This window comes from Mucilaginibacter polytrichastri (genome assembly GCF_001911425.1).
Taxonomy (GTDB): Bacteria; Bacteroidota; Bacteroidia; order Sphingobacteriales; family Sphingobacteriaceae; genus Mucilaginibacter; species Mucilaginibacter polytrichastri.
Window position 1 is genome coordinate 2,624,210 of the sequence record NZ_MPPL01000001.1, and the last position, 18,843, is coordinate 2,643,052.

The 18,843-nt window shown below is 42.7% G+C and carries 16 protein-coding genes; 5 read left to right on the plus strand and 11 right to left on the minus strand.

Annotation, left to right across the window (positions count from 1 at the left end; genetic code table 11):
- The 8 genes from zwf to RG47T_RS11255 form a co-directional block, all read right to left on the minus strand.
- Entirely contained in the window at positions 1 to 1,518 is a 1,518-nt protein-coding gene (zwf, locus tag RG47T_RS11220; protein WP_074489551.1) for a glucose-6-phosphate dehydrogenase, read from the minus strand.
- Between the two features lie 33 nt (positions 1,519 to 1,551).
- Positions 1,552 to 2,958: an NADP-dependent phosphogluconate dehydrogenase gene (gene gnd, locus RG47T_RS11225; protein WP_074489552.1), complete on the minus strand. Its 1,407-nt coding sequence runs from the start codon at positions 2,956 to 2,958 to the stop codon at positions 1,552 to 1,554.
- 21 nt (positions 2,959 to 2,979) lie between these two features.
- Positions 2,980 to 3,630, minus strand: a complete 651-nt coding sequence (locus RG47T_RS11230; protein WP_074489553.1) for an HAD family hydrolase — start codon at positions 3,628 to 3,630, stop codon at positions 2,980 to 2,982.
- A complete protein-coding gene (tal, locus tag RG47T_RS11235) occupies positions 3,630 to 4,757 on the minus strand; it encodes a transaldolase (RefSeq protein ID WP_074489554.1) in 1,128 nt (375 codons plus the stop codon). The genes RG47T_RS11230 and tal overlap by 1 nt, the downstream gene beginning before the upstream one ends.
- Positions 4,754 to 5,212, minus strand: coding sequence for an RpiB/LacA/LacB family sugar-phosphate isomerase (locus RG47T_RS11240; RefSeq protein WP_074489555.1), 459 nt, complete (start codon positions 5,210 to 5,212; stop codon positions 4,754 to 4,756). Before RG47T_RS11240 ends, tal begins: the two co-directional genes overlap by 4 nt.
- 3 nt (positions 5,213 to 5,215) lie before the next feature.
- Positions 5,216 to 7,228 carry a transketolase gene (gene tkt / locus RG47T_RS11245; RefSeq protein ID WP_074489556.1) on the minus strand — a complete coding sequence of 671 codons (2,013 nt, stop codon included), beginning with the start codon at positions 7,226 to 7,228 and terminating at the stop codon, positions 5,216 to 5,218.
- A gap of 388 nt (positions 7,229 to 7,616) precedes the next feature.
- Positions 7,617 to 8,693, minus strand: coding sequence for a DUF5700 domain-containing putative Zn-dependent protease (locus RG47T_RS11250; RefSeq protein ID WP_139235750.1), 1,077 nt, complete (start codon positions 8,691 to 8,693; stop codon positions 7,617 to 7,619).
- 26 nt (positions 8,694 to 8,719) lie between these two features.
- Complete coding sequence (locus tag RG47T_RS11255; protein ID WP_074489558.1) at positions 8,720 to 9,769, minus strand: S41 family peptidase; 1,050 nt, start codon at positions 9,767 to 9,769, stop codon at positions 8,720 to 8,722.
- A 198-nt stretch (positions 9,770 to 9,967) separates the two neighbouring features.
- Here RG47T_RS11255 and RG47T_RS11260 point away from each other — a divergent pair, with 198 nt between their 5' ends.
- The 3 genes from RG47T_RS11260 to RG47T_RS11270 all read left to right on the plus strand — a co-directional run bounded on the left by RG47T_RS11260 (position 9,968) and on the right by RG47T_RS11270 (position 12,511).
- Positions 9,968 to 10,978, plus strand: coding sequence for a sensor histidine kinase (locus RG47T_RS11260; RefSeq protein ID WP_074489559.1), 1,011 nt, complete (start codon positions 9,968 to 9,970; stop codon positions 10,976 to 10,978).
- Positions 10,979 to 10,987: 9 nt separating this feature from the next.
- Complete coding sequence (locus RG47T_RS11265) at positions 10,988 to 11,722, plus strand: LytR/AlgR family response regulator transcription factor (protein ID WP_074489560.1); 735 nt, start codon at positions 10,988 to 10,990, stop codon at positions 11,720 to 11,722.
- 72 nt (positions 11,723 to 11,794) lie between these two features.
- Positions 11,795 to 12,511: a 3-ketoacyl-ACP reductase gene (locus RG47T_RS11270; protein ID WP_074489561.1), complete on the plus strand. Its 717-nt coding sequence runs from the start codon at positions 11,795 to 11,797 to the stop codon at positions 12,509 to 12,511.
- A gap of 133 nt (positions 12,512 to 12,644) precedes the next feature.
- Here RG47T_RS11270 and RG47T_RS11275 read toward each other — a convergent pair whose 3' ends face one another.
- The 3 genes from RG47T_RS11275 to msrA all read right to left on the minus strand — a co-directional run bounded on the left by RG47T_RS11275 (position 12,645) and on the right by msrA (position 15,674).
- The gene (locus tag RG47T_RS11275; RefSeq protein WP_083627379.1) at positions 12,645 to 14,402 is read right to left on the minus strand and encodes an alpha-L-rhamnosidase-related protein; all 1,758 of its coding nucleotides are present in this window, start codon (positions 14,400 to 14,402) and stop codon (positions 12,645 to 12,647) included.
- Positions 14,403 to 14,485: 83 nt separating this feature from the next.
- Positions 14,486 to 15,004 (minus strand): peptide-methionine (R)-S-oxide reductase MsrB, encoded by a 519-nt coding sequence (msrB, locus tag RG47T_RS11280; RefSeq protein ID WP_074489562.1) that lies wholly within the window; start codon positions 15,002 to 15,004, stop codon positions 14,486 to 14,488.
- A gap of 40 nt (positions 15,005 to 15,044) precedes the next feature.
- The gene (gene msrA, locus RG47T_RS11285) at positions 15,045 to 15,674 is read right to left on the minus strand and encodes a peptide-methionine (S)-S-oxide reductase MsrA (RefSeq protein ID WP_074489563.1); all 630 of its coding nucleotides are present in this window, start codon (positions 15,672 to 15,674) and stop codon (positions 15,045 to 15,047) included.
- 283 nt (positions 15,675 to 15,957) lie between these two features.
- On the opposite strand from msrA, the gene RG47T_RS11290 reads away from it, so the two are divergent.
- Together RG47T_RS11290 and RG47T_RS11295 are read left to right on the plus strand one after the other, a co-directional pair.
- A complete protein-coding gene (locus RG47T_RS11290; protein WP_074489564.1) occupies positions 15,958 to 16,518 on the plus strand; it encodes a DUF1543 domain-containing protein in 561 nt (186 codons plus the stop codon).
- A gap of 107 nt (positions 16,519 to 16,625) precedes the next feature.
- Positions 16,626 to 18,803, plus strand: coding sequence for a catalase (locus RG47T_RS11295; protein ID WP_074489565.1), 2,178 nt, complete (start codon positions 16,626 to 16,628; stop codon positions 18,801 to 18,803).
- The last annotated feature ends 40 nt before the right edge of the window (positions 18,804 to 18,843 follow it).

The following is an 18,843-nucleotide window of genomic DNA, read 5'->3' on the forward strand; positions in this document are numbered from 1 at the left end:
TTACTTTTTCTTATCTTTTTGGTGTGCATTTACTGCCCAAACATGCCCCTGGCGTGCTATTAATGCCTCAGCATCTTCCGGCCCCCAAGAACCTGCAGCGTAGTTAGGGAAATCAAGCGAATCGCGGGATTCCCATGCGTTCTGGATAGAAGTAATTACATCCCATGCTTCCTCTACCTGGTCGGCACGCATAAACAGGGTTGCGTCTTTGCGCATGGCATCAAGCAACAAGGTTTCGTAAGCCTCCGGCGTTTGAGTTGAGCAATCGTCATAATCAAAGATCATTTCGGCCGGGTTCAATTCCATTTCCAAACCTGCTTTTTTGGTGGTAAACCTTAAGCGGATATCCATTTGTGGTTGGATATTAATGGTTAAACGGTTAGCCATCATATTGTCGGCAGCAGAATCCTGGAAGGTAGTATGCGGCACCGGGCGGAACTGGATAGTGATAGACGAAGTTTTATCCTGCATCCTTTTACCGGTACGCAGATAGAACGGTACGCCCTGCCATCTCCAGTTATCTAAATAAAACTTGATAGCTACAAATGTTTCGGTGTTTGATTTAGGGTTCACATCCGGTTCCTGGCGGTAACCCGGTACTTTTTTACCCTGTAACCAACCTTCACCATATTGGCCTCTGACTGCGTAATGGTGTACTTCTTCTGGCTTTATACGGCGCACAGCCCTCAAAACATCCACCTTACGGTTACGAATTTCTTCGGCATTAAAAGAGATAGGAGGTTCCATAGCCACCATGCATAGAATTTGCAACAGGTGATTCTGGATCATATCCTTCAAGGCACCTGCGCTTTCATAGTATCCGCCACGCTCTTCTACCCCAACCTGCTCGGCAACAGTAACCTGTACATAGTCGATGTAGTTACGGTTCCAAAGTGGTTCAAAAAGGGCGTTAGCAAAGCGGAATGCCAGGATATTCTGCACTGTTTCTTTACCCAGGTAGTGATCTATCCGGTAGATCTGCTGTTCCTGGAAAGTGCGAACCAGCAAGTTGTTCAGTTCGATAGCTGTTTCTTTATTATGGCCGAATGGTTTTTCGATAATGATCCTGTCCTTATCAGCATCAGCAGCAATACCTGCCGAATTAATGTTTACAGTAACTGCCTCAATAAACCGTGGCGCAACTGACATATAGAACAAGCGGCTTGCGCGGGCACCCCATTCTTTATCTGTAGCATCCATCTTTTTACCCAACTCGACAAAAGATTTTGGATCGTCAATATTAGATACAAAGTAAGAGATCGACTCTTTGAAAGTAGCCCATTTATCAGCATCGGGTTTACCGCTTCTCGAAAAATCGCCCAAGCCTTCGTACAAACGCTCGCGGTATTCCTCATCATCCAGCTCGGTACGGCCCAAACCAATAATCGAAAATTTCTCTGGCATCCAACCATCTAAATACAGGTTGTAAAAAGCCGGGATTAATTTTCTCTTAGCCAAATCGCCGGTGCCGCCAAAAATAACGATAACGGTATTGTCGGCTTTTTTTATAGATTTCATAATAATGTTTTTATGGTAACGGCAATCAATTTATTAGTCCCATTTGGTATGGAAAGTACCTGTTTTGTCGATACGCTCGTAAGTATGCGCACCAAAGTAATCGCGTTGTGCCTGGATGAGATTGGTAGCCATTCTTTCGCTTCGGTAAGCATCGTAATAGCCTAAAGCAGTTGCAAACGCAGGTGTAGGGATACCTTTATCAATCGCTAATTTAATAACGTTACGTGCGCTGGTTTGTGTAGCTACTAATGATTTGCCGATCTCATCATCCAACAAAATGTTTGGCAGATCAGCATTGCGGGCATAAGCCTTGCGGAAATCTTCTAAACATACTGCGCGGATAATACAGCCGCCCCTCCAAATTTTAGCTACATCTTCCAGTTTTAAACCGTAGTTATATTCTTTAGATGCAATGTGAAGCTGTGCTAAACCCTGTGCGTAAATATTGATCATGGCGAAATAGTAAGCCTCTTTCAGGCTTTTTAAAATTTCATCATCGCTGCTTGTATGTGCAGTTGGGGTATCAGTTAATTTTTTAGAAGCCTCAACACGCTCTTCTTTATATTTAGATAGATCGCGCATGTTTACGGCTGCATCAATAGTAGGGATTGGTGCTTGCAAATCCATTGCATTTTGCGAAGTCCATTTACCTGTACCTTTAGCTTTAGCCTGGTCAGAGATCAGGTTTACTAAAAGCTTGCCGGTTTCGTCATCAGTTTTCTTTAAAACAATACCGGTAATCTCAATCAGGAATGATTTTAATTCGCCTTCGTTCCACTCGGCAAACATTTGCTGTAACTTTTCATCGCTAAAGCCTAAGCCTCTTTTCAGCAGGTCATAAACTTCAGAGATCAATTGCATAATACCGTACTCGATACCGTTGTGTACCATTTTAACATAGTTACCGGCAGAACCAGCACCTAAGTAAGTAACACATGGCTCGCCATCAACTTTAGCAGCAATGGCTTCAAATACAGGGCGTAAACGCTCGTAAGCTTGTTTGTCGCCACCCGGCATCATGCTCGGGCCAAAACGCGCACCTTTTTCGCCACCAGAAATACCCATACCGAAAAAGTGGATACCTTTTTCTTCCAGCTCGGCTATACGGCGGTTAGTATCCGGGAAGTATGAATTACCCCCATCTATAATAATATCACCTTTATCTAACAAAGGCACCAGGCTGGCAATGGCAGAATCTACCGGTTTACCAGCTGGTACCAATAACATAATTGCTCTTGGTTTTCTCAGCATCGATACAAATTCTTCTGCTGATGTTGTTCCTTTTGCATCCTGGTCTGGTTTTGCTTCTGTTGCTAACGCAGATGCTTTTTCGGCATCCAGGTCAAGGCCTGCAACAGCGAATTTGTGATCCGCCATATTCAGGAGCAGGTTTCTGCCCATAACGCCAAGGCCTACAACGCCAAAATCATGATTTTCCATAATTTTTTATATTTAATTGCTTTAAAGTATTCTGTGTTCGGTTAAATGTTTTTGTTCGAGGCCATAGCCGGCTAGCTTTTGCCGCGTGGTTTCGATGTCGGTATGGTGAAGACCGTTGATGCCAAGCACATCAGCCGCCTGTATAAATACAAGCCTGTCATCAATATAAAGGGTTTCGTTTGGTTTTACCTGTGCAAGGTCGAGCGCTATCTGAAAAAATTCTTTGTCAGGTTTACGCATACGTACGGTACATGAGGATGAAAACACGTCGATAAAGCCCTTGAGATGAAATTGCTTTACGCGGTATTCATTCAGTTCGCGACCCTCGTTGTTAACGGCAATGGTACGCAGTTTGTATTTGTGCTTAATGTCGCTAATCAGCTTAATCATATCCGGGTAAGGATGAGACACGCTGGTCATAAACTCTTTAAAATCTTCGCGGGCAAAGCTTCTTTTCTCATAAAAAACCAGCAGGTTAAGATATTCATCCAAACTGGCTTTTCCAGATTCATAGGCATCAAATATTACACGGTGGCGGCTGTTCATTTCTTCGAAATCTAATCCGAATTTAACGGCAGCATCCCTGCGTGCTTGTGTATCCCAGCCATTGGTTAAAAGCACTCCCCCTATATCAAGGAAAAGTGCTTTTATTGGCGTACCGTGGTTTAGCATTATACGGCGGCCTCCTGGCGTTTTTGTGCAAGCACATTCATTAAGCTACCAAAAGGTTTGATGAATTTCTCGATACCTTCTTCTTCCAGCTTTTGAGTAATGTCTGATAGTTTTAAACCAACTACATCCTCTAACTGGTAAAGTACATATTGCGCATCTTCAAGCCCGTCTTCTAAACGCGAAGCAGGGTGGCCTTTTTCGCGGTAAATAGCCAGGGTATCTTTAGGCACAGTATCAACCGTTTCCGGGCCTATCAAGGCTTCCAGGTACATTAACTCATCGTAAGCCTTGTTTTTAACACTGGTACTTGCCCATAGCAAACGCTGTGGTTTTGCACCTTTGGCTTCTAAGGCCTTAAAGCGTTCTGAACGGAAAACTTCTTTGTAGATGTGGTAAGCCACACGTGCACTGGCAATGGCTACTTTACCCAGCAATTGTTTTGCCGGTGTTGCACGGTTGCTGTCTGTTTTAATGATCTCTTCCAGTTGCGGATCAACCATGGTATCAACACGGCTCAGGAAGAAACTGGCTACAGAAGCCACATTGTCTATCGATTCGCCTTTAGCTAAGCGGGCTTCCAAACCTTCAATGTAAGCCTCGGCCACAGCGCGGTAACGATCTAAACTAAACAGCAGGGTAACGTTGATGTTAATACCTTCGCTAATCAGTTCTTTAATAGCCGGGATACCTTCTTTAGTACCTGGAATTTTAATCATCACGTTTTTACGGTCAAGCGTAGCCCATGATGATCTGGCTTCGGCGATAGAACCTTCTGTATCTTGCGCCAGGCCCGGTGAAACTTCTAAACTTACATAGCCGTCTAAAGCATCTGTTTTTTCGTAAACACCTTTAAACAGGTCGGCAGCAGCCTGAACGTCTGCTATGGCCAGTTTTAAAAAGATATCTTCGGTCGATAGGTCTGTTTTGGCCAGTTCGTTGATGATATCATTATAGTCATCACTGTGTGCAATGGCTTCTTCAAATATAGCCGGGTTAGAAGTTACCCCTCTCAGGTCATCCTCATCTATCAGTTTTTTTAATTCACCCGATTCAATGAATGACTTTTTTATATAGTCGAGCCAAATGCTCTGGCCAAAATCTGGAATCTGTGCTAACGGATTTTTCATGGTTTTATGTATTTATTTTCTATTGCTATTACTTTGTCAAGGCGGCGTTGAAAACGCTCGCCCCCATCATAGTGGGCTTTTAAATAAGCTTGTACTATTTCCCACATCAGCACTACGCCAATAACCCTGCCGCCTAAGCAAAGCAGGTTCATATCGTCGTGCTCTACGCCCTGGTGGGCCGAGTATGTTTCCATAATCAGGGCCGACCTTACGCCCGGCACTTTGTTGGCTGCTACAGATACACCTACGCCACTACCGCAAACGGCAATGCCTTTGGTAATCTCACCTTTCGATACTGCTTCGGCCAGCGGAAGTACCACATCCGGGTAGTCATCCACACTGTCATAAGCATAAGCGCCAAAATCTTTAACCTCGTAACCGGCATCGGCAAGGAGTTTTAGCAACTCGCCTTTTTGCTCAAAACCGGCATGGTCTGCTGCAATACCTATGGTCATGGCTTATTTATTAAGGAGTGCTTTAGCGCGTTTGTAAACATTTTCTACGGTGAAACCGAAGTGCTCTAAAACAGCCAGTCCTTCGCCACTTTCACCAAAAGTATCGATACCTAAAACGTCACCTTCTGCAGTAACATATTTATACCACGGTAAAGTTACACCGGCTTCAACAGCCAAACGTTTGTGTTGTGACGGCGGCAATACCGAATCGCGGTAAGCTTGATCCTGCTGGTTAAAAATCTCGAACGATGGTAAGCTTACTACACGCGTTTTAATACCATCTGCTTCCAGTTTAACCTGTGCATCTAAAATTAAGTGAACTTCAGAACCGGTTGCAATCAATATCAAATCCGGCGCTCCATTAGAATCGTTAAGGATATAACCACCTTTCTGTACGTTACCGGCAGCCGGTGCATATTTCTGCTGATCAATTACCGGAAGTTTTTGACGAGACAAGATCAAGGCTACAGGGCCTTTTAAGCGGCTCATTGCAATTTTCCATGACTCTACAGTCTCGTAAGCATCTGCCGGGCGTAATACTGTTAAGTTAGGCAGCATACGCAATGATGATACATGCTCCACCGGTTGGTGAGTTGGGCCGTCTTCACCCAAAGCAACGCTATCATGCGTAAATATGTAAGTAACCGGCGCTTTAGTTAAAGCAGCCAGGCGGATAGATCCGCGCATATAATCTGAGAAAGTTAAGAAGGTAGCACCATAAACACGGGTACCACCGTATGAAGCCATACCATTTAATATAGCGCCCATACCATGTTCGCGCACACCAAACCAAATGTTACGATTGTAAAAATGACCCGGTTGGAAACTATCTTCTGGTTTACCAGGAGTTTCATTAGAGCTGGCTAAATCGGCCGCACCGCCTATTAACCATGGGATGCTGGTACGTAATGCATCTAAGGTTTTGCCTGATGCCTGGCGGGTTGCCAATTGATCGCCTACATTAAATGTTGGCAAATTAGCATCCCAGCCTTCGGGTAGTTGACCGTCTTCGCTGGTTGTAAATTCTTTGGCTTCTTTAGCAAATGATTTGCTGTACTGATCGAAGTTTTCATTCCATGCAGCTTGTAGTTCTGCACCTTTTTTACCCGGCTCCAGCAGGTAATCTTTAACCTCATCAGGCACAAAGAATGTTTTTTCGGGGTCGAACCCTAAAAATTCTTTAGTTTTTTTAAGGTTATCTACACCCAACGCACTACCATGTACTTTATTGGTACCTTGTTGCGGGCTTCCGTAACCAATGATGGTTTTAACAGAAATTAACGTAGGCTTGTCTGTAACGGCTTGTGCATCCAATATAGCTTGTTCTATTTCGGCCAGGTTGTTACCGTCATGTACAGTTAAGGTATGCCATCCGTATGATTTAAAGCGGGCATCCCTATCTTCCGTAAAAGCATATTCTGTCGAACCGTCTAGCGAGATCGAGTTATCGTCATATAAGTAAATTAAACGGCCTAATTTTAAGTGGCCGGCTAATGAGGCAGCTTCTGAAGCAACACCTTCCATTAAATCGCCATCACTTACAATGCTGTAAACGTAATGGTCAATTAAATCGTGACCATCGCGGTTATATTTAGAGGCTAAAAACTCATGCGCCATAGCCATACCTACACCATTACCAAAACCCTGACCCAATGGACCAGTTGTAACCTCGATGCCAGGTGTATGTGTCGACTCTGGGTGTCCCGGAGTTTTAGAACCTAATTGTCTGAATTTTTTAACCTCATCCATTGGCAGGTCGTAACCGTACAAATGCAGTAAGCTATATAATAAAGCAGAGCCGTGGCCTGCTGATAATACAAATCGATCGCGGTTTGGCCATTTTGGTTCTTTAGGGTTAAAGCGTAAAAAACGGCTCCATAATACGTATGCCATTGGTGCTGCGCCAAGCGGTAAACCCGGGTGACCGGAGTTTGCTTCTTGAACCATGTCTGTTGCCAGGAAACGAATGGTATTTACACTCAGTTCGTCAATTTCAGTAAAAGGCTGTTTATTCATTGTTGCAGATGTATTTTAAAATACTAAAAATTTAATTATTAGTGTAGTTATTTAAGCTGTACGGTGTACAAAATCGCGTTGAATGCCATTTTTTAAGCTTGATTATGCAATTATAACAGGTTAATACATTACTTGTTTATAGTTCTGTAAATAGTTTAACAATTATGACTATTTTCTTTCAAAACTACCGTCACAACATATTAATAAATAGTTAAAAATCAAATACTTAATTAACAATTACATTTAAAAGTAATACAAAACCAAGTTTTTTGTGACTTTAACATTACGATAAGATACTACACTAAAATATAATACTAGCTTTATGAAAAAACTTTAACCGTCAACTTAATTTGAATACATAAAACAAAGAAGATTTGTAATCCTAATATCATCTGTATATCATCCTTCTTAAAGCTTTCAAGTAACTTATGCTTGCTGCCGAGAATTGATAAGGATGATCCTCGTCCTTTTTTGCTGCTTCATAATACAAGTAGAAGAATTCAAAAGGATCATAAGATCTATTAACCATTTGTTTTTTATACCCGTTTTTCACAATAACCCGTGCCATATAAAAACCGGGCATATGGCCAACGGTACCTTTAAGCATGTTTCTGTAAAAGCGAACTTTTTCTAAACCAGTAGTTTTATTAACTGCCATTAATTGAATACAGGAGTCGAGCGATTTTAAGGTGGCTGGAGCAGCATCTAACAACCAATCGGCTATGCCGTGCGGGTCATCGGTTTGCTGTAGTTCGGCCGGCTTATCAATCATATCGGCAATGCCTTCATTGGGTATGGTATTAATAGCCCAAAGTAAACCTTCCGCATGTGCATTGCTAACCCTCGTACTATCGAAATCAAGATTAGGCCGCAAACGGTGATGTAGCTCATGCGCCTCTAAGGTTCCAGTTTTAGCTTTGGCATTATCAATAACAGAAAGCAGGCTAAAAAACAAGCCCTGCGGATAAGATACCGCATCATTAGACAAACAATTATAATACAGCTTTAACCCATCAATGTGGTGCTGCGCCTTTTTTGGCAGGTATTCATAAACATATTGATACGCATTGTTAAAGTAAGCAGGGTTAAGCACGGTATCGGCCAGGTAGGCTTTTAATTGCAACTCCTCATCCTTATATCGTTTAGCCAAAATACAATACCAGTTTTTCTGCTTCAGCCTTACTTGCAACAGCGAATCATTTTTGGGCATGTATACAATCTCAATCGCTTTGCGATAGTTAGCCAAACGCTCGGTTGTAAATTCAGATTCTGCATAGGTTTTGTTACCATCTATAGCTATAAAATCGTCCCACTGTTTATCAGTAAGGGGGATATTTTGCTTTAACAGCCGGGTTAGTTCCCAATATTTTGTTACCGCATCTGTATTTACAGTTTGCGCATGCAGGGGTATAGCAAAGCTTAACAGGATAGTTAAAATGGCATATTTTCTTTGGATAGTTTTCATAATTATGTAGTGTTTAAGGTTCGCTGTTATTTGTTTTTGAGCCATTTTAAAGCCGCTGTTATTTTTTTATCTGCCCGCCGATCATCAAAGTTATCACCACCAATAATCTGCTCATCGGGTGTTACGTTGTTCCAATAAATATGTCCTTTGGTATCGGCTTCAACAGATGTAGCCATAAAAATCCCGATATCATCCGATAGTTGAAACGAGTCATTAGCGGTTGTATAGCCACCGGTATCCTCGCCGATAAACCAAGTATTATTACGGCCCTTAAAAGATATAGCTACCGCCTCGCCCGAGCTGGCTGTTTGAGGGCCGATAAGCACCACAACTTTTAAACTAGCTAAAGCTTTGCCTACATGGGTTAATCGGCAATAGGTATCAGAACCCACATAAGCAGTATTATTTGTAACGCCCCATGCTTGTTCTGTTTTACTTATGGGGTCTATAAATGAGCCTAGCTTACCGGGCGAAAAAAGATTGGCAATACCGCCCAACATGGCAAACATGCCACCACCAGGGTTTAACCGCAGGTCGATAACCAACCCTTTTAACTTCTCAGGATTCAACTTGTTGAGCGAGTCCTGAATTTGCTGACCTATCAAATCTTGGTCGTTTGGGTGGGTTGGGTTATTATCCGGGATTAATAAATAGCCGTAACCTTTTTCAAGTAACTGCGATTTAATGGTGGTGTTATGTGCTTTTATTTTGTTTAGTAATGCCTGGTGTGCAGGTGTATCAATACTCACCTTGGCACCGCGCCAGCCGTAATACTTGTTTTTGTAAATTAAAAAACCATGATGATCTCCCAGTAACTTATATAACAACTTCACTGCCGGTACAGCATCTTGTATACTTTTAGCATTACCCATAGTTGAGCGTACCGTATCTTCTAAATGTTTCCAATTAATTACGTTACGGTAAATAGAGTTTGCTTTAGCGTAACTTAAAGCAGTGTCAATAAGTAAATGAGCGTTATCCCGTTTAACGGCTTGGCGCTGTGCCAAGCAGTACATCGGCTGCTGCACAAGCGTAAAAATCAGGATCAGGTAAATGAGTTTAGTTATGGTTTTCATTTTTTAAGTTGTTTTAATTTGATGGAACAAACCTCGCCCAAACCCCAATGCTGCTGTATTTTATAATCTCAACCGGCCCTGATATTATCCCAACACCCTTATTATAGCTTAAATCGCTATTTTACCCGTTGGGATAATAAAACTACCCGTTGGGATAAATAAACAGCGCATTTACCTTACTACAGATATATTAGCAGCATGAAACAGAAGAAACTATGGATGTATTACCTGCTGGCATGGGTTGCCTATTGTGGCTACATCTATATCGATAATATAGTAAATGGGCGCGGTGTACAGCCCTACGTATGGTCTAATTTGATGGCCTCGTTTGTAGCGTTTACCTTTTGCTTTTTTGTGCTCTACCCCAAATTTTTAAACCGGAAACTAATTCTGCTGTTCATCGTTGGCCTTGGTATTGCCGAGGGCTTATTTATCGGCACACGTTGGTTGGTTGAAGAGGTAATATATATTCCGCTAATTGGGCATGGCAACTACAATCCCGGTACTGCAATAATGTATTATATAAGCGATAACTGGTGGAAGGCATTGCAACCTATATTGCTCAGTTTCATTTGCTGGGCCTTTCTGGAAACCTTTAACCGCGAGCGGGAAAATGAACAGCTTCGACAGGATAAAATACAGGCCGAGCTTGCTTTCTTAAAATCGCAGATTAACCCGCACTTTCTGTATAATACACTTAATTACATTTACTCGATGGCTTACCCGGTATCAGACAGGCTGGCCGATACCATCATCAAACTCTCTAACCTGATGCGCTACATGCTGGCAGATAATGCCAATACCCTGGTTGATCTGCAAAAAGAAGTGGACTATTTGAACAACTATATTGATATATACCGAATGCGTTTTGAAGATCATTTTTTTGTGGATTTTAAAGTTACCGGCGATGTGGGCCATGCGCAGATAGCTTCGCTAATGCTTATCCCTTTTGTAGAGAACGCTTTTAAACATGGCGTTATGGATGATGCGCAAAGGCCGGTAAGGATCAACCTTAAAGCAAACGCCCAGCAACTAACTTTTACAGTGAGCAATAAGATTAACCGCAATCAAAAAGATCATTCGAGCGGTATTGGGATGGCTAATATCCGCCGCAGGCTCGATCTGATCTATCCCGGCAAATACGATTTGCTGATTGCCAACAACGGCGATACCTATAAAAGCACATTAAGTATTAAATTAGCGCAATAACCATAACCTATGATCCGCTGCCTTGCTGTTGATGACGAAGCTTACGCTACCAAAATAATAGCCGACTATATTAAAAAAATTCCATTTTTAGAATTGGTTGGCACCACAACCAGCGCCATAGATGCACTATCGCAGGTACAGCAGGGCGATATCGACCTCGTTTTTCTAGACATCCAAATGCCCGACCTTACCGGTATCCAGTTCCTGAAACTGTGCGGCAACAAATGCAAAGTGGTACTCACCACCGCCTACCCCGAATACGCTTTAGATGGTTTTGAACACGATGTAATTGATTACCTGCTGAAGCCCATTGCCTTTGATCGCTTTTTTAAGGCGGCTCAAAAAGCATTTAATCTTCTTAGTGCTAACATCGCCCCACCTGCAGCTATTGTGGCAGCTGGCCAACCCGCAGTACAGCCCGCATCAGATTATATGTTTATTAAAGGCGAGAGCAAAAACAAGTTTTTGAAGGTTGATTACAACGATATTTTATACATTGAAGGACTGAAAAACTATGTATCGGTGTTTACAACATCGCAACGCATTGTAACCTATCAGTCCCTGCGCGATTTGGAAACCAACTTACCTCACCCGCCTTTTTACCGGGTGCATAAATCCTACATTATTTCTGTTGATAAGATCAGGATGGTGGATGGCAACACGGTTTACATTCAGGATCAGTCTATCCCTATCGGGGATACTTACCGGGATAACTTTTTTAAGCTGATTAGGGAGAGTGAGTAAGGATATTTGTCATCAACAATTGATTTTACCAATCAAAAAAGGTGGGTTCTAAATTTCTGATAGCTTTGCAGAATGGAAACATTATCAGGAAAAAGTGCGCTTATTACCGGCGCAGGCAAAGGTATTGGCAAGGCACTGGCCATAGCTTTGGCCAAAGAAGGCGTTAACCTCGGTTTAATTGCCCGCACAGAAAGCGACCTGAAAGAAGTAGCTGCCGAGGTAGAATCACTTGGTGTTAAGGCGTTTATTGCCATAGCCGATGTGGGCAATATAGACCAGGTAAACAGTGCAGTAGACACCATTAAAGCAGGCTTAGGCTTCATTGATATATTGATCAACAACGCGGGAGTTGGCGTTTTCGGCGGGTTTATGGAGCTCGAACCTGCCCGTTGGGAAGAAATTATCCGCATTAATTTACTGGGCACTTATTATGTAACCCGCGCCGTGTTACCGGCCATGATTGATAAAAAAGTGGGCGATATTATTAATATCGCATCAACCGCAGGCCAGCGTGGCGCAGCAGTAACCAGCGCCTATAGTGCATCGAAATTTGGTATGATCGGTTTATCAGAATCCTTAATGCAGGAGGTGCGCAAACATAACATCCGTGTAAGCACTTTAACCCCAAGCACCATTGCTACCGATATGGCTATTGATTTAAAACTTACCGACGGCAACCCAGACAAGGTAATGCAAGCCGAAGATTTTGCAGAATTCATCGTAGCTAACTTAAAACTCAACCGCCGCGTATTTGTAAAAGAAGCCGGATTATGGTCAACTAATCCATAAAAATGCAAGTTGCCAGCATGGCCCGCAGAAGAATGAAGATGTGCGTTTCTGTTATGTAATTGTTATAAAATTAATTGCATAACAGAAATCGCATAACAAAAAAAGGGTGTTGCCTAATACGGCAGCACTCTTTTTAACTTCTTATAATTTTTACCTGTTGCGGTGCGGTTATTACCGATTTTATTTTGCCATTGGCCATTTTGGTATGCTTTACTTTAACCACACCATATGGTGTTGGGAAAGTGCCTTCTGCAAAAGTAAGCTTACCTAAATGAGGTTCTATCTTAATTACTTTACAGCCCGGTGCAATTACTTTAATACCTAGCACATGCTCGGTAAGCCAGGGCGTTGGTCCCGAAGCCCAGCCGTGGCACAGGCTGTGCCTGAACCCTTTATAGCAGTAGGCCCCGTAATCGCCATGTATATCTTTTTTACCGGCAGGTACCAGTTCGTCAATACGCGAAGCGTTGGGTAACCAATCCAGATTAAAATCTTCCCAAAAGGTGGTAGCGCCCAAGCCAAGCATGGCTCCCCAGTAGGTTCTGATATTATCTATGGCGCCATCATAATCGCCGGCCTTTGCTTTTGCCTGCAGCATGTAATAGCCGTAAAAGGTAGAAAAGCGTTTGGCACCATCCGCCGATAATATTTTGTTTGCCGCCTGCGCCGGCATCAAACCCGACAGGGATAACAAAGCAGCCGCTTGTTTAGATCCGTTTGCATCGGGCACATTCAATTTTAAACGGCTTACTGCTGCTGCACATTTCTTAGCAGTTTCCGGGTCATTCAAATCGTTACACAATTCAGCCCCTGTGTTTAATGATAATACCATCATGGCTTGCAAACCTGCATGTACAGCTTTAGGGTTTGTGCTCGATGGCCAGTCTAAAAAGCGGTCTCCATCTAGCTGTTCACTATTATCAGCCCCTACTTTACCGATCAGTTGATTGAGCAGTTTAACCAGATACTGCTTTTGCTGCTTCAAATAAGGCAGGTTGCCGTTATGCATATAAAGATCGCGCTGTATCATTATCCACCACATCGAATAAGCGCTGATGCCATTCATCCAATCCGGCAATGGCGTATCATCACGCGACAGATCGAGGCTTTTAGCTACTACATCGCTACTGCCAAAAACAGCGTTAATAGTAGATACTTCGGGGTGCATATCCCCTACCCAAACCAGGCGGTCGCGCTTAATGCCATCAAATAAATAATCCTGCATGTTCAGCTGGACAGTATACGCCCCCGTCTTCCAGATCTTGTTCAGTAAAGTATCACTGCAATTAAATGAACCAAGGTATGGCAGATCCCTGTACACGGCTATTGCATTCACTTCCTTCAGCGCCAGCTTGGCATCTTCATCAACCAAATCTATTCGCACAAACCTAAAACCGGTATTACCAACTTCCAGCTTACCCAACCACGGCACTTTAATTATAAAATCGCGCATGGCATGGTCGTTGGTTGCACCTTTAATAGTATCCACATCAGACATCGCTTCGCTGGCCGATTCTCCAAAACGAACGCGGATAGTTACCGGCTGTCCGCTTTTCCAGCGGTCGGTTATAATTTGTACACCGCCCTGCAGCTCTTTGCCAAAATCAAGCAAAATTCCGGGCTTTATATCTTTTGTACTTTTAATTATGCACAGATCGGGTGCATATAAGCTGGCTTGACCTATTCCTTGTTTAAGTAACTTATTTGAGTTTGAAATGTCGGCATCAGGCGTTTGCCAGAGTATTTTAACCGGTGCAATACGTTCGCGGATGGTACTTTCTATAACACGTTTCGCGGATGAAACTTTTACAGGCGTCTGTGCAAATCCTTGTTGCAAACCAACTAAAAGTGTAAAGCTAAATAAGAGGATCGATCTGGAAAATATGCGCATAAAAAAATAGTCCGTAAAGTTTATTTTACGGACTAAATATACGCGCTGCCTGGATAACGGCAGTATAATTCTTAAACAGTTATTTATTTACCCAAACCATCAGGCTGAAAATCGAGCGAGACAGAGTTCATGCAATAACGTTTATGTGTTGGTGCCGGTCCATCGTCAAATATATGGCCCAGATGCGAGCCGCAGCGTGCGCAAAGTACTTCGGTTCGGTCCATACCAAATGAGCTATCGGTATGATAGATCACGCTGTTTTTGCGTACAGTTTCAAAAAAACTAGGCCAGCCGCAATCGCTGGCAAACTTAGCGTCAGACCTAAACAATTCATTACCACACACGGCGCAGAAGTAAGTCCCCTTGGCATATTTATTCCAGTACTGGCCGGTAAAAGGGCGCTCGGTAGCGGCTTCGCGGGCAGTGGCATAAAGATCTGCGGGGAGAATCTTTTTCCACTCTGTATTTGATACGTTTAACTTTTTGAGATCCGTATTAGAATAATAAGGATTATTCTCGTGCCCCTTTGCCGATTTTATTTGCTGCGAAAACCCAGCTGTAAAAGAGAATAGCAACGCGGTTATAATTATTAATGATTTCATTTTTAGTTAATGCTTTATATGTGAAGTTAAACCGGGTTGTTTAATTTTTCAGTTTATCTTTAAATGCTCTTTTAAAAGCCTCAACCTCTGGCTGTATCACATATTTACAATACTCCTGATTGGGGTTTTGGTTAAAGTAATTCTGGTGATAATCTTCGGCTTTGTAAAAAGCAGTGTATGGCGTAACCTCGGTTACAATTTTGCTTTTGTAAGCTTTTTCTGTGTTTAATTTACCAATGTAATAGTCAGCCTTTTTCTTTTGCTCGGCATTATGGTAAAATATGGCAGAGCGATACTGGGTACCCACATCATTACCCTGGCGATTTAGCTGAGTTGGATCATGCGCTACAAAAAAGGCTTGCAGTAATTCGTCATAAGTAATTACTGTTGGGTCGTATATAATATTACAAGCCTCAGCATGGCCAGTTGTGCCGGTACAAACCAGTTTATAAGAAGGATTAGCCACATGGCCACCAGAAAAACCGGAAACTACTTTTTTAACCCCTTTAAGTTGCTGAAATTTAGCCTCGGTACACCAAAAGCAACCGGTAGCAAAAGTGGCTGTATCAATCGTTTTAACTTTTAGGGCAGCTAAATTATTACCTGCATTACGTGCAAAAACACCGTAGCAAGTTGTTAGCAGTACTATTAAAAAAACTATTCTTTTCATATTAGATTTTAGGATTTGCAGGTTTTATTTATTGCTATTAACGTAAAAAACAGATTCTCGTATTGCGCAAACAGTTACAAACATACTGCTTTTGCTTAAATGTGATGACTGGCTGACAAATGGGAATTTTGAACACTGGTAGCGTGTTATGTTGAGGCATTCGAAACACGCGGGTAAGGCCTCTGCGCTCACCTTTTAGTAGTTTAGGCTGACAGCCCTTTTTCAAAAAGCGATAAGCTCTAAATCACAAATCCGTTACTATCTTTAACTCATTAAAACCAATATGGTACAACTTAAACTATTCATGATTTTATTAGGCTGCAAACCCCAGGGAAGGCATGTGGAGCAGCATGACTTTTTCTTCGGTATTGCATCATCACTTAACGATCTGGTACAGGAAATAAAAGACTTTTGGCCCGAGGCGAACGATAAGATCCATATTGATGCCTGGCGCGAAGTAAATGCGGTGGAAGGCTATCGGATAAAAATTGTTCCGAAGCAAACCATATCTCCTCAAAACAAAAAGCTTTTTTTCATCAATCTTGGTGGCTATCAACCCCATAAATTTGAAGAACAGCATTACGTTTTGCTTACGGTAAAAGATGACAATGCTTCAGCCATGAAAGAGGCTAAAGCAACCTTGTTCTTCCAGCATAATCATTTTGAAGGCGCCAACTCACATATCGACGATAAGTACGGTATCGATGTAGATGATATTTATCAGATCGAAGAAATCTTATCGCCTGGATTGAAAGAACGTTATCAAATAGACCTGGTGCCGGCAGATAATTTAGTAGAAGATGAGATCCATCTGGGTTATTTTAAACTAAGCATGCTGAAATAATATAAATTCAGAGCGAAAAGTCAATTTCTATTTTATTAAAATAATAAATTAAAAGGAAACAATAGCCATAGCTACGGGTTTTACATGTACACATTGTTAAACCCATTATGGCAAAGAAAACTACTGACCCCAACGTTAACCTGGAGGATAAAAAATTGCAGGATCTGGCGCCTGATAAAGAGATCAGCGCAGGTGAATTAATGACCACCGACCAGGGGCTGAAAATTAATGACGATACCAACTCATTAAAAGCCGGCGAACGCGGCGCTACCCTGTTAGAAGATTTTATCCTTCGCGAAAAGATCACTCATTTTGACCATGAACGCATCCCGGAACGGATTGTGCACGCACGCGGCTCTGGCGCGCACGGTTATTTCCAGGTATATGAGTCGATGGCTAAATATACCAAGGCTGGTTTTTTGCAAAACCCTGCCGTTAAAACTCCTGTATTTGTAAGGTTTTCTACCGTTGCAGGTTTCCGTGGCTCAACAGATATGGCCCGGGACGTACGGGGATTCTCGGTTAAGTTTTACACAGAAGAAGGTAATTACGATTTTGTAGGTAATAACATACCCGTATTTTTTATCCAGGATGCTATCAAATTTCCGGATCTGATCCACGCGGCAAAGCCCGAACCTCATAATGAGATACCACAGGCGGCCACTGCGCATGATACCTTTTGGGATTTTATTTCACTTACGCCGGAATCTATGCACATGATTATGTGGGCAATGTCTGATAGGGCCATACCACGTAGTTTACGCATGATGGAAGGCTTCGGGGTACACACGTTCCGTTTTATTAATGCTGAAGGTAAATCGCACTTTGTGAAATTCCATTGGAAACCATTATTAGGGGTACATTCTGTAGCATGGGACGAGGCGCAGAAACTATCAGGCAAAGACGCAGATTTTCACCGTCGTGATTTGTACGATGCAATTGAAGCCGGAGCTTTCCCCGAGTGGGAATTTGGTGTCCAGATTATCCCGCAGGAAGACGAATTGAAATATCCATTCGATTTACTAGACCCTACCAAATTAATCCCCGAAGAAATTGTACCGGTACAACGCATCGGTAAAATGGTGCTTAACCGTAATGTAGATAACTTTTTTGCCGAAACCGAGCAAGTAGCTTTCCACCCCGGTCACCTGGTACCGGGTATAGATTTTAGTAATGACCCGCTTTTACAGGGCCGGTTATTCTCTTACACAGACACGCAATTATCGCGCTTAGGCAGCCCTAATTTTCACGAAATCCCAATTAACAGGTCTATAAACCCGGTACACAATAACCAGCGCGATGGCCACATGCGCCAGCAGATCAACGTGGGTAGATCAAGTTACCACCCAAATACCATTGCCGGTGGCTCTCCTGCCCAGGCAACCAAAGCCGAAGGCGGTTTCTCTTCTTATGAAGAACGTATTGATGCCAATAAGATCCGGGCCAGAAGCAAGAGCTTTATGGATTTCTTTAGCCAGGCTACGCTGTTTTTCAATAGCCAGTCGGAACCGGAGCAAAACCACCTGATTGATGCCCTGCGCTTTGAACTGGGTAAGGTAGAAACCGTTGCCATCCGCGAACGCGTGGTTGGTTTACTATCAAAAGTGAGCGACCTGCTAGCCAAAAGAGTTGCCGAAGGTTTAGGTATGGAAGTGCCCAAACCACAAGAACCATTGAACCATAATTTTGGTGCAGATGCCAACCCGGCCGATTATCAAGACCAGCCTAATAAACAAGGTATCGAAAAATCGGCAGCTTTGAGTATGGCCAATACCGTTAAGGATACCATTAAAACACGCCAGATTGCCATATTGGCTGCAGATGGTGTTGATGCTACCTCATTAAAAACTGTAAAAACAGCATTAGAAGCCGAGGGTGCACAAACCAAACTTATTGCGCCCAGAGGCGGTTTTATTAAAGACAACAAGGGCGGGGCAATTAAAGTTGACATGAGCTTTTTAACTGCAGCATCGGTAGTATTTGATGCGGTGTATGTACCGGCAGGTGCCGAAAGTGTTACCGCTTTAACAGACGAACCGGATGCCATCCATTTTATTAACGAAACTTACAGGCATTGTAAAGCTATTGCCGCAGATGGCGAAGGTGTGGCTTTATTAAAACAAAGCTATGTAGGCGCTAAACTAAAAAATGGCAAAAGCGATGCTATTGCAGGAGTTATTACCAGCGAAACATCTAAGCCGGATGTATTGGCTAAAGATTTTATCCATGCCATAGCACAGCACCGCTTTTGGGAACGGGAGAAAAAAGATAAAGTACCTGCATAAACAGTACAAAATAACAAAGCCGGATATTTTCATATCCGGC

Excerpts from the sequence above, each read along its gene's own strand:
- zwf (WP_074489551.1), bottom strand. The coding sequence starts at position 1,518 with ATGAAATCTATAAAAAAAGCCGACAATACCGTTATCGTTATTTTTGGC.
- gnd (WP_074489552.1), bottom strand. The coding sequence starts at position 2,958 with ATGGAAAATCATGATTTTGGCGTTGTAGGCCTTGGCGTTATGGGCAGA.
- RG47T_RS11230 (WP_074489553.1), bottom strand. The coding sequence starts at position 3,630 with ATGCTAAACCACGGTACGCCAATAAAAGCACTTTTCCTTGATATAGGG.
- tal (WP_074489554.1), bottom strand. The coding sequence starts at position 4,757 with ATGAAAAATCCGTTAGCACAGATTCCAGATTTTGGCCAGAGCATTTGG.
- RG47T_RS11240 (WP_074489555.1), bottom strand. The coding sequence starts at position 5,212 with ATGACCATAGGTATTGCAGCAGACCATGCCGGTTTTGAGCAAAAAGGC.
- tkt (WP_074489556.1), bottom strand. The coding sequence starts at position 7,228 with ATGAATAAACAGCCTTTTACTGAAATTGACGAACTGAGTGTAAATACC.
- RG47T_RS11250 (WP_139235750.1), bottom strand. The coding sequence starts at position 8,693 with ATGAAAACTATCCAAAGAAAATATGCCATTTTAACTATCCTGTTAAGC.
- RG47T_RS11255 (WP_074489558.1), bottom strand. The coding sequence starts at position 9,769 with ATGAAAACCATAACTAAACTCATTTACCTGATCCTGATTTTTACGCTT.
- RG47T_RS11260 (WP_074489559.1), top strand. The coding sequence starts at position 9,968 with ATGAAACAGAAGAAACTATGGATGTATTACCTGCTGGCATGGGTTGCC.
- RG47T_RS11265 (WP_074489560.1), top strand. The coding sequence starts at position 10,988 with ATGATCCGCTGCCTTGCTGTTGATGACGAAGCTTACGCTACCAAAATA.
- RG47T_RS11270 (WP_074489561.1), top strand. The coding sequence starts at position 11,795 with ATGGAAACATTATCAGGAAAAAGTGCGCTTATTACCGGCGCAGGCAAA.
- RG47T_RS11275 (WP_083627379.1), bottom strand. The coding sequence starts at position 14,402 with ATGCGCATATTTTCCAGATCGATCCTCTTATTTAGCTTTACACTTTTA.
- msrB (WP_074489562.1), bottom strand. The coding sequence starts at position 15,004 with ATGAAATCATTAATAATTATAACCGCGTTGCTATTCTCTTTTACAGCT.
- msrA (WP_074489563.1), bottom strand. The coding sequence starts at position 15,674 with ATGAAAAGAATAGTTTTTTTAATAGTACTGCTAACAACTTGCTACGGT.
- RG47T_RS11290 (WP_074489564.1), top strand. The coding sequence starts at position 15,958 with ATGGTACAACTTAAACTATTCATGATTTTATTAGGCTGCAAACCCCAG.
- RG47T_RS11295 (WP_074489565.1), top strand. The coding sequence starts at position 16,626 with ATGGCAAAGAAAACTACTGACCCCAACGTTAACCTGGAGGATAAAAAA.